Here is a 13,505-nt window from a genome sequence, read left to right on the forward strand (position 1 = left end):
GCGACGCTGCCGAGCCGATCGAAACCGGCGTGGAGCGCGCCATCCTTGTTAGACCAGACCGAAGCGATGAAGGAACCCGACGCGAGGAGATGGCGGGGTTGCACCTCGATGACGCATGGCGCTTTGCGATGGCCGAATCGCTGGTAGGTTGCGCGGCATCGGAGACAAGCCACGCCATGACCACCCCCTCGCTCACCGAAGAGATCGCCCAGCGCTTCGCCCGTATCGCACTGGGTCATGTCCGCCGCGAATATCCGAACAAGCCGGACCATACCCTGGCCGGGCCGCAGGACGCGCGGACGCCGAGCGAGCTGCATCCGGTGTTCTACGGCAGCTATGACTGGCATTCCTGCGTGCACAGCTACTGGATGCTGGCGCGCCTGCTGCGGCGCCATCCGCAGATGGAAGCCGCTGCCGATATCGTCGCATTGTTCGACGAACAGCTCGTTCCGGAGAAGATCGCGGTCGAATGCGCCTATCTCGCCCAGCCGACGGCACGCGGCTTCAAGCGGCCCTATGGCTGGGGCTGGCTGCTGAAGCTCGCGTCTGAGTTGCGGGGGCTGGATGACGGGCGCTGGGGCCGGGCGCTGGCGCCGCTCGCCGAGGCTTTCGCCCAGCGCTTCCGCGACTTCCTGCCGATCGCGACCTATCCCGTGCGGGTCGGCACGCATTTCAACACCGCCTTCGGCCTGCGGATGGCGGCGGATTACGCGGATGCGACCGGGGATGGCGCCTTCCTCACCCTGCTGCGCGAGACGGCCTTGCGCTGGTACGGCGCCGACGCAGATTGCCCGGCCTGGGGCGAGCCGAGCGGCGACGATTTCCAGTCCTCGGCGCTGATCGAGGCGGAATGCATGCGCCGCCTGCTGCCGGCGGAACAGTTCCTGCCCTGGTTCGAGCGCTTCCTGCCGCGCATCGCGCAGAGCGAGCCGGCGATCCTGTTCACGCCGGCGACCGTGACCGACCGGACCGATGGCAAGATCGCGCATCTCGACGGGCTCAATCTCAGCCGGGCCTGGTGTTGGAGCGCGCTGGCCGCAGCCCTGCCGGAATGGGACGTGCGGCGCCCGGTCATAGCGAACGCCGCAAGGCTGCATCTCGAAGCCGGGCTGCCGCATATCGCGGGCGACTATATGGGCGAGCACTGGCTCGCGACCTTCGCCGTGCTCGCCATCGAGGAGCGGTAAGCCGGTCGATGCGGCTCCGAACCACGCCGGGCAGGGAACATAAGGGATCTCATGCGCCGGAAGGATCGGCGCCGGCGCAGCGCTTTTAGCGATCAACCCAGAGTTTGCGTTTTCGCAAATAGGCGATCCGCCCAGCGGCTAAAGTCGCGACGCCAAGGGGGGCGGGCGCGCAACGATCCGCCGCGCCCGGTTACGCCAGGAGAAGCCAGCATGGCGCCCATTCCGAGGCTGAAGGCCTATGACGGACCTGCGCTGCTGTCTTACGGCTTTCGGCCGCTCTTCCTGCTGGCTGCGCTGCAGGCCGGGCTGACGATCCTGGTCTGGCTCGGCTTCGTCACCGGCCATCTCGCCATCCCCACGGCTTTCGCGCCGGTGGACTGGCATATCCATGAAATGCTCTTCGGCTATCAGGCGGCCGCGGTCGGCGGCTTTCTGCTGACGGCCATTCCCAACTGGACCGGGCGATTGCCGGTGCAGGGCGCGCCGCTGCTCGTGCTGGTTCTCGCCTGGATCGCCGGCCGTGTCGCGGTCGCGACTTCGGCGTTGATCGGATGGCATTTCGCGATGGCGATCGATGCGCTGTTCCTCATCCTGCTGGCTGGTGCTGCTGCACGCGAGGTCGTCGCCGGCCGCAACTGGCGCAATCTCAAGGTCGTCGTGCTGATCGGCCTGCTGCTCGCGGCCAATCTCGCCTTCCACCTCGAAGCGGCGCTGACGGGTGGGGCCGATTATGCCCGCCGCTTCGCCATCGCCACCGTGCTGATGCTGGTCGGGCTGATCGCCGGGCGTATCGTGCCGAGCTTCACGCGCAACTGGCTGGCGCCGCGCGGGGCAGGGCGCCTGCCGATCCCGTTCGGCGGCTATGACAAGATCGTGCTGGCGGCGAGCGCGTTCGCACTCGGCCTCTGGGTTGTCCTGCCGAATACGCTTGCGAGCGGCATCGCGCTGGTGCTCTCGGCCGTGCTCCATGCCGTCAGGCTCGCGCGCTGGGCGGGCGATCGCACCTGGCGCAATCCGCTGCTCGTCATCCTGCATGTCGGCTACGCCTTCGTGCCGCTGGGTTTCGCGCTCTCGGCAGCGGGGAGCTTCGGGCTGGTCGGCCCCGGCGCCGGTTTGCATGCCTGGACAGCCGGCGCCTTCGGCACCGTGACGCTCGCGGTGATGTCGCGGGCCAGCCTGGGTCATACCGGGCGCCCGCTCGTCGCGACTGCGGCAACGCAGGCCTGCTACGCGCTGGTCGTCATCGGCAGCGTGGCGCGGATCTGCTCGGCGCTCGGGCATGGCCCGGTCGCGCTGCTGCATATCGCCGGGCTGTGCTGGTCGCTGGCCTTCCTCGGATTCGCGGCGAGCTACTGGCGGGTCCTGACCGGGGCGCGGCTCGGTTCGAAGGTTGCTTCCGCAGCAGGGCCGGCCTGAAATGGCCAAGGTAAAGGATCAGCTGATGCGCGCGGAAGCGGATTGCCGTATTGAGGCGCCGGAGATGTGCTGCGTCGTGCTTCAGAAGGCTGGTGCCCTGGGCGAGGGGGCTCACCGCGCCGCGAACAGGATTGTCGGATGGTGCTCCTTCCAGATCATGGCGAGAACCGACCCGGCTGCCGCGGACAGCGTCCATGCGCCTGACCCAGTTCAGCGAATATGCGCTGAGGCTGCTGGTCTTCGCGGCGGCGCATCCGGAGCGGCTGGTTACCGTCGAGGAGGCCGCGACCGCCCATGACATTTCGCGGACCCATCTGATGAAGGTCGCCAATCTCCTGGTCCGGCAGGATTTCCTCAAGGGCGTGCGCGGCCGTGCCGGCGGCCTGATGCTGGCGCGCGCACCGGCGGAGATCTCGCTGGGCATGCTGATCCGCGCGACGGAGCCGGCCTTCGCGATCGTCGAGTGCTTCGGCGAGGCGGAGGGGCGCTCGGTCCTGCGCGGGGATCGCTGGCGCGGCATTCTGAGCGATGCGATGGAAGCCTTCCTCGGCGAGCTCGATCGCTATTCCCTGACCGACCTGCTGGCCGATCCGGAGCGCCTCGGCCTCGGCCTTGGCCGGCAACCGGTCTGACGCGCGGCTGCTTTCACACGATGACATCATTCCGGGGCGAAGCCGCGAGGCCGGCAGCCCCTTGCTCGAAGGGAGTGCGATGAGTTTCCCGTCCTTCTTCGCCGACGCGCCGCGCCTCAAGGTCCGCGACCCGCTCTCCGCCTTCCTCGGGACCAGCGAAGGCGGCATCCTCGAATATGGCTACGAGGACGCGGTGCGGCTGGCCGGCCATTCCTGCCCGGCGGTCGCGGGCGCCTATCTGATGGTGCTCAACGGGCTCGGCTATCTCCATGACGAGGAGATGCCGGAGCGCGGCGGCATCGAGGTCTTCATGCGCGGCGAGCGCGACCAGGGCACGACCGGCGTCCTGGCCTCGGTCGCGACGCTGCTGACCGGGGCTGCGCCTGAGACCGGCTTCGGCGGGATCGGACCCGCGCAGCGCTTCTCCCGGCGCGACCTGCTGCATTTCGGCGCCGATATCGAAGGCACGATGGCTTTGCGCCGCCGCGATACCGGAGCCGGGGTTGTGATCGACATCGATACGGGTGCGGTGCCGCATGCGTTGGCGATGGGCGGATTGATGCCACAGGCGGTGGCCGGGGAGGCGGATGAGGCGGAGCTCGAGAGTTTTGCCGCGCTCTGGCAAGACCGCGTCCGCCGAATGCTGATCGAGCATGCCGACGATCCGAAGCTGATCCATCTCTACGACTGGTCGCCGGACGAGGCCTGATCAGCCGGCGTTCTCCGCCAAGCGTTTCAGGGCGGGTGCGTCGCAGACGACGAGCTTCTGGCGCCCACCCTCGACCAGTCCTTGCGCCTCCCAGGCGCTGAGGATGCGGGAGACCGTGTGCAGCGTCGTGCCGGTCATCTCGGCGATGTCGCGTCGCGAGATCGGGAAGTCGACCCGCAGGCCGGCCTCGACGGGCTTGCCGGCCTGCTCGACCAGCCTGAGCACGGCATGGGCCACGCGCCGCTCGACCTCCTCGGTCGACATCTCGCGGATGCGGGTATGGGCCTCGTCCAGACGCTGGCCGATGGTGCGGATCGCGTTCATCGCCAGATGCGGGTTGTCGGCGACGAAGACGTCCCAGGATTCGGTTGGCCAGCTCGCGACGAGGCTGTCGACCGCCGCTGTTGCGGTGCCCGGATAGTCGCTGCGGCCCAATGCCCGCGTGAAGCCGAACAGGTCGCCGGGATGGACGATGCGCACGATGATCTGCTGGCCGTCGCGCGTGACCTGCGTCACCTTCAGCCGGCCATGCAGCAGAAGGTAGAAGGCCTTGGCTGTCTCGCCCTGCTCGAAGACGGCCTCGCCCTGCGGGACCCGCCGTGCGCTGGCCTGCGCCGTCATGCGGTCGAGCTGCTCGTCGCTCATCGCGGCGAACAGCGGAACGCTGCGCAGCACGCTGCGGTCCATTCCCACGTGACAGCCTTTCCTTCGGACGGGTTCAGGGGCGCCCGCGATGTCCCGATCCGTCGGCGCGCGGCGCCGGATAAGACTGCAATCGATGGCCGCGTTCAAGTGCGGCACGGCGGCCCGCAGAGGAAAGGCGATGCCCATTACAGAGCGTTGTAAGAAGGGCAATATCCGGGCCACCAGGACCGGATAGGTCGCATTCGGCGGACCTTGTTTGCGTTATGTCAAAGACGGCTGCGAAAGGGCAGCGCAGTGTGGCCCTTGACATGGACAGCACCCGGGAATCCATATTCTCTTTAGTCAATCTCTCAACACGAGCCGGTGCGATATGCGGCCGGCCGAAAGGGGTGGAGATGACGATCGAGACCGCGAAGACGGGCGGCCCGGAGGCTGCGCCCGAGAAGCCGACACGTCGCGCCGAACTCCTCGCCTTCCTGACGCTGGCCGTGCTGATCTGGCCGGTTGTGGCGGTTGGCGTCGTCGGCGGTTACGGCTTCCTCGTCTGGATGTCGCAAATCGTCCTCGGCCCGCCCGGGCCTCCGCGTTGAGGAGGCGGGCATGGGCGAGAATGCCATCGATCTCGGGCGGCGACGTTTCCTGACAGGCCGCTCCGCGCAGCCGCAGCCTGAAGGCGTGCGGCCGCCGTGGTCGCGCGCGGCTGCGGTCGCGGCGGCCTGCACCGGCTGCGGTGCCTGCGTGCCGGCCTGTCCGCAGCACATCATCGCGCAGGATGCCGGAGGCCGGCCGATCCTGAGCTTCGCCGAGAGCGAGTGCAGCTTCTGCGGCGCCTGTGCGGAAGCTTGCCCCGAGCCGGTCTTCGATCGCCTGCTCCCGGCCTTCGAGCACGTTGCGGCGGTCGGCGCCGATTGCTTCGCCGGACGGGGCATCGTCTGCCAGAGCTGCGGCGATGCCTGCCCGGAGAGCGCGATCCGTTTCCGGCCGCGGCCCGGCGGCCCGGCCTTGCCGCAGATCGCGGCCGATCGCTGCAACGGTTGCGGCGCCTGCATCGCCGCCTGCCCGGCACAGGCCATCGCGGTTAGTGCGCATTCGGCGGAGGCCGCCCATGCCTGAGTGTCCGCGCCAGCGCTTCCATCACATTTCGAGCGCCGTCGTCTCGGCCCTGCCGGCCAAGATCGAGGTCGTGCTCGCCAGCATCGCAGAGCTTCCCGAGACCGAGATCCATCGGGTCGAGAACGGCAAGATCGTGATCGTGCTGGAAGGCTCCAGCACCGGCGTGATCGGCGACCGGCTGGCCGCCATCAGCCTGATCGACGGCGTGCTCTCGGCCAACATGGTGTTCGAGCAGATCGAAGACCTCGAAACCCTCGACGACCCCGGAGTGATCCCATGACCCTGTCTCGTCGCGAGATGCTGAAGGCGCAGGCGGCCGGCGTCGCCGCGCTCGCCGCCAATATGAGCGTGCCCGCCGAGGCCCAGCCGGTTGCGGGCGGCGTCGGCAGCCTGCAGATCAAATGGTCGAAGGCGCCGTGCCGCTTCTGCGGCACCGGCTGCGGCGTCATGGTCGGCGTCAAGGAAGGCAAGGTCATCGCCACTCATGGCGACATGAAGGCCGAGGTCAATCGCGGCCTGAACTGCATCAAGGGCTATTTCCTCTCCAAGATCATGTACGGCAACGACCGGCTGACCCAGCCGCTGCTGCGCAAGAAGAACGGCGTCTACGCCAAGGACGGCGAGTTCACGCCGGTGTCCTGGGAGGAGGCCTTCGACACCATGGCCGCCAAGGCCAAGGAAACGCTCAAGGCCAAGGGGCCGACCGCGCTCGGCATGTTCGGCTCCGGCCAATGGACGATCTTCGAGGGCTATGCCGCGACCAAGCTGATGCGGGCCGGCTTCCGCTCCAACAATCTCGACCCGAACGCCCGCCACTGCATGGCCTCGGCGGCCTATGCCTTCATGCGCACCTTCGGCATGGACGAGCCGATGGGCTGCTACGACGATTTCGAGCATGCCGACGCCTTCGTGCTCTGGGGCTCGAACATGGCGGAGATGCACCCGATTCTGTGGACGCGGGTGACGGACCGCCGGCTCGGCCAGCCGCATGTGAAGGTCGCGGTGCTCTCGACCTATACCCACCGCAGCTCCGACCTCGCCGATATCCCGATCGTGTTCAAGCCGGGCACGGACCTGGCGATCCTGAATTACATCGCCAACCACATCATCTCGACCGGGCGGGTGAACACCGATTTCGTCGAGAAGCACACCACCTTCGTCAAAGGCGCGACCGAGATCGGCTACGGCTTGCGCCCCGATGATCCGCGCGAGGTCAAGGCACGCAAGGCGGAGGATGTCACGGCGACGACGCCGATCGACTTCGCCGCCTTCGCGGCCTCGGTCAAGGACTACACGCTCGAGAAGGTCTCTGCGCTGACCGGGGTCGAGCCCGGTTTCCTGCAACAGCTCGCCGAGCTCTATGCCGACCCCAAACGCAAGGTCATGTCGCTCTGGACCATGGGCTTCAACCAGCATGTGCGCGGCGTCTGGGCCAACCAGATGGTCTACAACCTGCATCTGCTGACGGGGAAGATTTCGGAGCCGGGCAACAGCCCGTTCTCGCTGACCGGCCAGCCCTCGGCCTGCGGTACCGCCCGCGAGGTCGGCACCTTCGCCCATCGCCTGCCGGCCGACATGACGGTGACCAATCCCGAGCATCGCAAGCATGCCGAGGAAATCTGGCGCGTCCCGCACGGGATCATCCCGGAGAAGCCCGGCTACCACGCCGTCGAGCAGGACCGGATGCTCAAGGACGGCAAGCTCAATTTCTACTGGATCCAGGTCAACAACAACCTGCAGGCCTCGCCGAACAGCAGCAACGAGGCCTATCCGGGCTATCGCAACCCCGACAACTTCATCGTCGTCTCCGATGCCTATCCGACGGTGACGGCGATGGCCGCCGACCTGATCCTGCCCGCCGCGATGTGGGTCGAGAAGGAGGGCGCCTACGGCAATGCAGAGCGGCGCACCCATGTCTGGCACCAGCTCGTCAATGCGCCGGGCGAGGCGCGCTCGGACCTCTGGCAATTGATGGAGTTCTCGAAGCGCTTCACCACCGACGAGGTCTGGCCGGCTGAAATCCTCGACGCCAATCCGAACTACAAGGGCAAGACCCTGTTCGACGTGCTCTATCGCAACGGCAATGTCGACAAGTTCGATGTCTCCGAGATCGATCCGGGCTACGAGAACCGGGAGGCGAAGGCCTTCGGCTTCTACGCGCAAAAGGGGCTTTTCGAGGAATATGCCGCCTTCGGCCGCGGTCATGGCCACGATCTCGGGCCCTATGATCTCTACCATCAGGTCCGCGGCCTGCGCTGGCCGGTGGTCGACGGCAAGGAGACGCTCTGGCGCTACCGCGAGGGGCTCGACCCCTATGTGAAGCCGGGCAAGGGCGTCGAGTTCTACGGCAACAAGGACGGCAAGGCCCGGATCATTGCGGTGCCCTACGAGCCGCCGGCGGAATCGCCCGACACCGAATACGATCTCTGGCTCGTCACCGGCCGCGTGCTGGAGCACTGGCATTCCGGCTCGATGACGATGCGGGTGCCGGAACTCTACAAGGCCTTCCCCGGCGCGCGCTGCTTCATGCATCCGGAAGATGCCCGCAAGCGCGGGCTCAACCAGGGCGCCGAGATCCGATTGATCTCGCGCCGCGGCGAGATGCGTACCCGCGTCGAGACGCGCGGGCGCAACCGCATGCCGCCCGGCGTGGTCTTCGTGCCCTGGTTTGACGCCAGCCAGCTCATCAACAAGACGACGCTCGACGCCACCGATCCCATCTCCAAGCAGACGGATTTCAAGAAATGCGCGGTCAAGATCGTTCCGGTCTCGGGCTGATGCGCTCGCGGACCTTGCTCGGGGCGGCCCTCGCGGCCGGCCTCGTCCTCGCCTTCGGCGCCGCCGTCTCGCAGGAGGGCGGCCCGATCAAGATCGTGCCGCGCCTGACCGGGACGGTTGACCCGATGGCGCTCGAACGCGTGCCGGCGCTCGGCCGCCCGGTCGTCGACGATGTCCGGCGCATGCGCAACTATCCCGAGCAGCCGCCGGTGATCCCGCATGCGATCGACGGCTATCAGCTCACCCTGAACACCAATCGCTGCATGGACTGCCACAAGCGCGAGTTCACGGAAGGCTCGGGCGCGCCGATGATCAGCGTCACCCATTTCCAGGACCGCGACGGGCAGGTGCTCTCGGACGTGACGCCGCGGCGCTATTTCTGCACGGCCTGCCATGTCCAGCAGACCGATGTCCCGCCCCTGGTCCAGAATAGGTTCCAGGACGCCAAAGACATCGGCCGGAAGCCATAGGCGCGCATCATGGCCAGGCTCAAATCCTTCATTCTCTGGTGCTGGGGCGTCGTCGTCAGCTTCTGGCGCATCATCAGCCGGCCGAGCGCCTATCTGCCGCTCGGCCTGCTGACGCTCGGCGGCTTCGTCGGCGGCGTGCTGTTCTGGGGCGGCTTCAATACGGCGCTGGAAGTCACCAACACCGAGAAGTTTTGCACCTCCTGTCACGAGATGCGCGACAACGTCTATCAGGAGCTGCAGTCGACGGTGCATTTCTCCAATCGTTCGGGCGTGCGCGCGACCTGCCCGGACTGCCATGTCCCGCATAACTGGACCGACAAGATCGCCCGCAAGATGCAGGCCTCGAAGGAGGTCTGGGGCAAGATCTTCGGGACGATCTCGACGCGCGAGAAATTCCTCAACATGCGCCTCGAACTCGCCAAGCACGAATGGTCGCGGTTGAAGGCGAACGACTCGCTGGAATGCCGCAACTGCCACTCCTCCGTCGCGATGGACTTCACCAAGCAGACCCGCCGGGCCGCAGAGATCCACAGCCGCTTCCTGACCACCGGCGAGAAGACCTGCATCGACTGCCACAAGGGCATCGCGCATCTGCTGCCGGACATGACGGGAATCGAACCCGGCTGGAAGGACGCGCCCGAGCTGCAGGGCAAGGGCAGCGCCTCCTGGCATGGGCCGGAACGTGCCGTCCGCACCTATCTCGCGGAGATCGAGACGCGGTGAGATTCCGTTCCGCTGACGACCGCGTGGCGTGCCCTGCGTCAATTTTGCCTAGGGCATTATGTCCGATCTCCAGATCGGCAAATCAGGTATCTGAGATGATTCTTTTATGCGATATCCGTCGCGAAGGCACGGGGCCGTCGGCCCGCGCCAGTCATGGAGAAGGTGAGCGATGATTGCGGCACTCACTGTCGCTGAGCGGCAGCGCGCCATATCGATCTCGGCGCTTCTGGCGCTGTGCGGGTTTGCCATGGCGATCGCCGGCCGTGACGACCTGTTCGCCGTGCATGGCGCGATCATCCTGCTCTTCGGGCTCGGCTGCATCGGCCTTGTCATGTCGAGCTATTTCGCGCCGGAGCCGTCCGACGAGCGCCTGACGCGCTATTACGACGATCCGACGCGGGTCGGCATCGTGCTGTCGCTCGGCTGGGCCGTGGCCGGCATGTTCTTCGGCGTCTGGGTCGCGGCGCTCCTGGCCTGGCCGGATCTCACCTTCGATGCGGGATGGGCGAGCTTCGGCCGCCTGCGGCCGGTCCATACCTCGGGCGTGATCTTCGGCTTCGGCGGCAATGCGCTGATCGCGACCTCCTTCCACGTCCTGCAGCGGACAACGCGGGCGCGCCTGCCGGACCAGTTCAGCCCCTGGTTCGTGCTGATCGGCTACAACCTGTTCTGCGTGCTGGCGGCCAGCGGCTACCTGATGGGCATCACCCAGTCGAAGGAATATGCCGAGCCGGAATGGTATGCCGATATCTGGCTGGTCATCGTCTGGGTCACCTATTTCCTGATCTACATCCGCACGCTGCAGCGGCGGAAGGAGCCGCATATCTACGTCGCCAACTGGTACTACATGGCCTTCATCCTGGTCGTGGCGGTGCTGCACATCGTCAACAACCTGGCGGTGCCGATCTCTTTCGGCGAGGCCAAGAGCTATTCGCTGTTCTCCGGCGTCCAGGATGCGATGACGCAGTGGTGGTACGGCCACAACGCGGTCGCCTTCTTCCTGACCTCCGGCTTCCTCGGGATGATGTACTACTACCTGCCGAAGCGGGCAGGGCGGCCGATCTACTCCTACAGGCTGTCGATCATCAGCTTCTGGGGCATCACCTTCATGTATATGTGGGCGGGCTCGCACCACCTGCACTACACGGCGCTGCCGCAATGGGTGCAGACGCTGGGCATGACCTTCTCGGTCGTCCTGCTGGTGCCGTCCTGGGCCTCGGCCGGCAATGCGCTGGCGACGCTCAACGGCGCCTGGGGCAAGGTGCGCGACGACGCGACGCTGCGCTTCATGATGGTCGCCGCGGTGTTCTACGGGCTCTCGACCTTCGAAGGCTCGTTCATGGCGATCCGGGCGGTCAACTCGCTCTCGCACTATACCGACTGGACGGTCGGCCATGTCCATGCCGGCGCGCTCGGCTGGGTGGCGATGATCACCTTCGGCTCGCTCTACGCGCTGGTGCCGTGGATGTGGAAGGTCGAGCGGATGTATTCGCCCAAGCTGATCGAGGTCCATTTCTGGCTCGCTCTGGCCGGGACCGTCATCTACGTCTTCGCGATGTGGAACTCGGGCATCATCCAGGGCCTGATGTGGCGCACCTATAACGACAGCGGCACGCTGGCCTATTCCTTCATCGACAGCCTGGTCGCGATGCATCCCTATTACATCGCGCGCACCGTCGGCGGGCTGCTGTTCCTGATCGGTGCGATCGTGGCCTCCTACAATGTCTGGATGACGATCCGGATGTCCCGTTCGCAGGCTGCGGCGGGCGCCGGCGACAGCGACCTGCCGGCGCTCCAGGGCGCTGCGCTTCAGGCGGGGGAGTAAGCCGATGCGCGAGTTCTTTCATCGCAAGCTCGAACGCAGCGCGATCGGCTTCGTCCTCGCCATCATCGGCGTCTCCGCGATCGGCGGCTTCGTCGAGATCGCACCGCTCTTCACTATCGGCGAGACCGTCGAGAAGGCGCCGGACATGCGCGTCTACACGCCGCTCGAGCTGGCGGGGCGCAACATCTACATCCGCGAGGGCTGCTATGCCTGCCATAGCCAGATGATCCGGACGCTGCGCGACGAGGTCGAGCGCTACGGGCCGTATTCCCTGGCGGTCGAGTCGAAATACGACCATCCGATGCTCTGGGGCTCCAAGCGCACGGGGCCGGATATCGCCCGGCTCGGCGGCAAGTATTCCGATGCCTGGCATGTCGCGCATCTGATCAACCCGCGCGATGTCGTGCCGCAATCGGTGATGCCGAAATACGGCTGGCTGATGCGCAACGAGTTGAAGACCGAGGATCTCGGCCGGCATCTCGCCGCGCAGCGCACGGTGGGCGTGCCCTATACCGATGCGCAGATCGCCAATGCCGGCACGGATGCCTATGGCCAGGCGAGCCCCGACAGCGCCTACGCGGGCGGCGTCAGCGAGCGCTATGGCGAGGCGACGAATGTGCGCGCCTTCGACGGCGAGCCGGGGCGCCTGACCGAGATGGATGCGGTGGTCGCCTATCTCCAGGTGCTGGGCCGCCTGACCGATGCCGCGCAGAAGCAGACCGCCGCGGCGGAGAAGTGAGACGATGGATGTCGATCACCACACGCTTGTCGGTTTCGCCAAGAGCTGGGGGCTGTTCTACCTCGTGGCCATGGCGATCGGCGTGCTGATCTACGCGCTGTGGCCGTCGAACCGGAAGCGCTTCGATCGGGCCAAGAAGAGCATTTTCGACAAGGACGATAGGCCGGGGGACTGAGCGATGGCAGATGCGAGGCGCGACCCCGCCACGGGGACAATCACGACGGGCCATGAGTGGAACGGCATCGAGGAACTCGACACGCCGATTCCGCGCGTGGTGCTGTTCTTCCTGGCCGTCACGACCCTGTTCGCGATCGGCTACTGGCTGCTGATGCCGGCCTGGCCGCTGGGCGTGACCTATACCAAGGGCTTGCTCGGCATCGACCAGCGCCAGGTCGTGGCCGAGCAGGTGCGCGATGCCGCCACTGAGCGGGCGAGCTGGACCGCGAAGCTCGACAAGGCCTCCTTCGCCGAGATCGCCGCCGATCCTCAGCTGATGCGCCATGTCCGCGATACCGGCCGCACGCTCTTCGAGGATAACTGCGCGGTCTGTCATGGCGTGCAGGGGAAGGGAGGCCCGGGCTTCCCCAATCTCGCCGCCGGCTCCTGGCTCTGGGGCGGCAGCCCGGAGGCGATCGCCGAGACGATCCGCGTCGGCATCAACGGCACGGCAAAGGACACCCGCACCGGGCAGATGATGGCTTTCGGCCGCGACGGCATTCTCCAGCGCGAGCAGGTCCTAGCCGTCGCCTCTTATGTCCGCTCGCTGTCGGGCCAGAAGCTCGACGCGGCCGAGCAGGCGCGCGTGCCGGCGGGCAAGGAGGTCTTCGCGGCGAATTGCGTCGCCTGCCATGGCGAGAACGCCAAGGGCCAGCATGATCTCGGCGCCCCGGACCTGACCGACGCCAACTGGATCTATGGTGGCGACCTGCAATCGGTCGTGAACAGCATCCATGGCGGGCGGCAGGGCCATATGCCGAGCTGGGAAGGCCGGCTCTCGCCGACCGATATCAAGCTGCTGGCGCTCTATGTCGGTACGCTCGGTGAGGCGAAGCGATGAGCGCTTCAGCAGACGGCGAAACACGGCGGCGCGGTGGGCGGAAAGCCTTCTGGCTCGCGCTCGCCGGGGTGCTGGCGGGCGGGCTGATCCTCGCCAACGCCCATCTGGTCTATGTCGCCATAGGCTCGCAGCCGGACTGCGTGCCGCATGCAAAATCGGCGGGCGAGGCGGGCGGGTTCCGCGCTGCGCGCCCGTCCTGCTGAGGGAGGAG

At 66.7% G+C, this 13,505-nt stretch carries 16 protein-coding genes; 15 read left to right on the forward strand and 1 reads right to left on the reverse strand.

The features are described 5' to 3' along the window. The first annotated feature begins 176 nt into the window (after nt 1-176). The 4 genes from ASE61_RS11960 (at nt 177) to ASE61_RS11975 (ending at nt 3,944) form a co-directional block, all read left to right on the forward strand. Complete coding sequence (locus ASE61_RS11960) at nt 177-1,187, forward strand: DUF2891 domain-containing protein (RefSeq protein WP_061967134.1); 1,011 nt, start codon at nt 177-179, stop codon at nt 1,185-1,187. 210 nt (nt 1,188-1,397) lie between these two features. Continuing rightward, entirely contained in the window at nt 1,398-2,603 is a 1,206-nt protein-coding gene (locus tag ASE61_RS11965; RefSeq protein WP_061967137.1) for an NnrS family protein, read from the forward strand. A 194-nt stretch (nt 2,604-2,797) separates the two neighbouring features. After that, the gene (locus tag ASE61_RS11970) at nt 2,798-3,235 is read left to right on the forward strand and encodes an RrF2 family transcriptional regulator (protein WP_061967139.1); all 438 of its coding nucleotides are present in this window, start codon (nt 2,798-2,800) and stop codon (nt 3,233-3,235) included. A gap of 79 nt (nt 3,236-3,314) precedes the next feature. After that, entirely contained in the window at nt 3,315-3,944 is a 630-nt protein-coding gene (locus ASE61_RS11975; RefSeq protein ID WP_061967141.1) for a hypothetical protein, read from the forward strand. Here the strand turns inward: ASE61_RS11975 and ASE61_RS11980 are convergent, their stop codons facing one another. After that, on the reverse strand, nt 3,945-4,637 hold the full coding sequence (locus ASE61_RS11980; protein WP_061967143.1) for a Crp/Fnr family transcriptional regulator: 693 nt from the start codon (nt 4,635-4,637) through the stop codon (nt 3,945-3,947). It lies immediately after the preceding gene. Nucleotides 4,638-4,984: 347 nt separating this feature from the next. On the opposite strand from ASE61_RS11980, the gene napE reads away from it, so the two are divergent. The 11 genes from napE (at nt 4,985) to ASE61_RS12035 (ending at nt 13,497) form a co-directional block, all read left to right on the forward strand. Next, on the forward strand, nt 4,985-5,179 hold the full coding sequence (napE, locus tag ASE61_RS11985; protein WP_061967144.1) for a periplasmic nitrate reductase, NapE protein: 195 nt from the start codon (nt 4,985-4,987) through the stop codon (nt 5,177-5,179). A 10-nt stretch (nt 5,180-5,189) separates the two neighbouring features. After that, nucleotides 5,190-5,702: a ferredoxin-type protein NapF gene (gene napF / locus ASE61_RS11990; RefSeq protein ID WP_061967146.1), complete on the forward strand. Its 513-nt coding sequence runs from the start codon at nt 5,190-5,192 to the stop codon at nt 5,700-5,702. Then, a complete protein-coding gene (locus tag ASE61_RS11995; protein ID WP_061967148.1) occupies nt 5,695-5,982 on the forward strand; it encodes a chaperone NapD in 288 nt (95 codons plus the stop codon). Before napF ends, ASE61_RS11995 begins: the two co-directional genes overlap by 8 nt. Further along, nucleotides 5,979-8,480: a periplasmic nitrate reductase subunit alpha gene (gene napA / locus ASE61_RS12000; protein ID WP_061967149.1), complete on the forward strand. Its 2,502-nt coding sequence runs from the start codon at nt 5,979-5,981 to the stop codon at nt 8,478-8,480. Before ASE61_RS11995 ends, napA begins: the two co-directional genes overlap by 4 nt. After that, nucleotides 8,447-8,950 (forward strand): nitrate reductase cytochrome c-type subunit, encoded by a 504-nt coding sequence (locus tag ASE61_RS12005; RefSeq protein WP_061967151.1) that lies wholly within the window; start codon nt 8,447-8,449, stop codon nt 8,948-8,950. The genes napA and ASE61_RS12005 overlap by 34 nt, the downstream gene beginning before the upstream one ends. Before the next feature lie 9 nt (nt 8,951-8,959). Then, entirely contained in the window at nt 8,960-9,673 is a 714-nt protein-coding gene (locus ASE61_RS12010; protein ID WP_061967153.1) for a NapC/NirT family cytochrome c, read from the forward strand. Between the two features lie 169 nt (nt 9,674-9,842). Then, nucleotides 9,843-11,498 carry a cytochrome-c oxidase, cbb3-type subunit I gene (gene ccoN, locus ASE61_RS12015; protein WP_061967154.1) on the forward strand — a complete coding sequence of 552 codons (1,656 nt, stop codon included), beginning with the start codon at nt 9,843-9,845 and terminating at the stop codon, nt 11,496-11,498. Between the two features lie 4 nt (nt 11,499-11,502). Beyond that, nucleotides 11,503-12,237, forward strand: a complete 735-nt coding sequence (ccoO, locus tag ASE61_RS12020) for a cytochrome-c oxidase, cbb3-type subunit II (RefSeq protein ID WP_061967156.1) — start codon at nt 11,503-11,505, stop codon at nt 12,235-12,237. A gap of 4 nt (nt 12,238-12,241) precedes the next feature. After that, nucleotides 12,242-12,412: a cbb3-type cytochrome c oxidase subunit 3 gene (locus ASE61_RS12025; RefSeq protein ID WP_061967157.1), complete on the forward strand. Its 171-nt coding sequence runs from the start codon at nt 12,242-12,244 to the stop codon at nt 12,410-12,412. A 3-nt stretch (nt 12,413-12,415) separates the two neighbouring features. Beyond that, nucleotides 12,416-13,294, forward strand: coding sequence for a cytochrome-c oxidase, cbb3-type subunit III (gene ccoP / locus ASE61_RS12030; RefSeq protein WP_061967159.1), 879 nt, complete (start codon nt 12,416-12,418; stop codon nt 13,292-13,294). Further along, the gene (locus ASE61_RS12035; RefSeq protein ID WP_061967160.1) at nt 13,291-13,497 is read left to right on the forward strand and encodes a hypothetical protein; all 207 of its coding nucleotides are present in this window, start codon (nt 13,291-13,293) and stop codon (nt 13,495-13,497) included. Before ccoP ends, ASE61_RS12035 begins: the two co-directional genes overlap by 4 nt. Nucleotides 13,498-13,505: the final 8 nt, after the last annotated feature.

Source organism: Allobosea sp. Root670 (genome assembly GCF_001429415.1).
Lineage (GTDB): Bacteria > Pseudomonadota > Alphaproteobacteria > Rhizobiales > Beijerinckiaceae > Allobosea > Allobosea robiniae.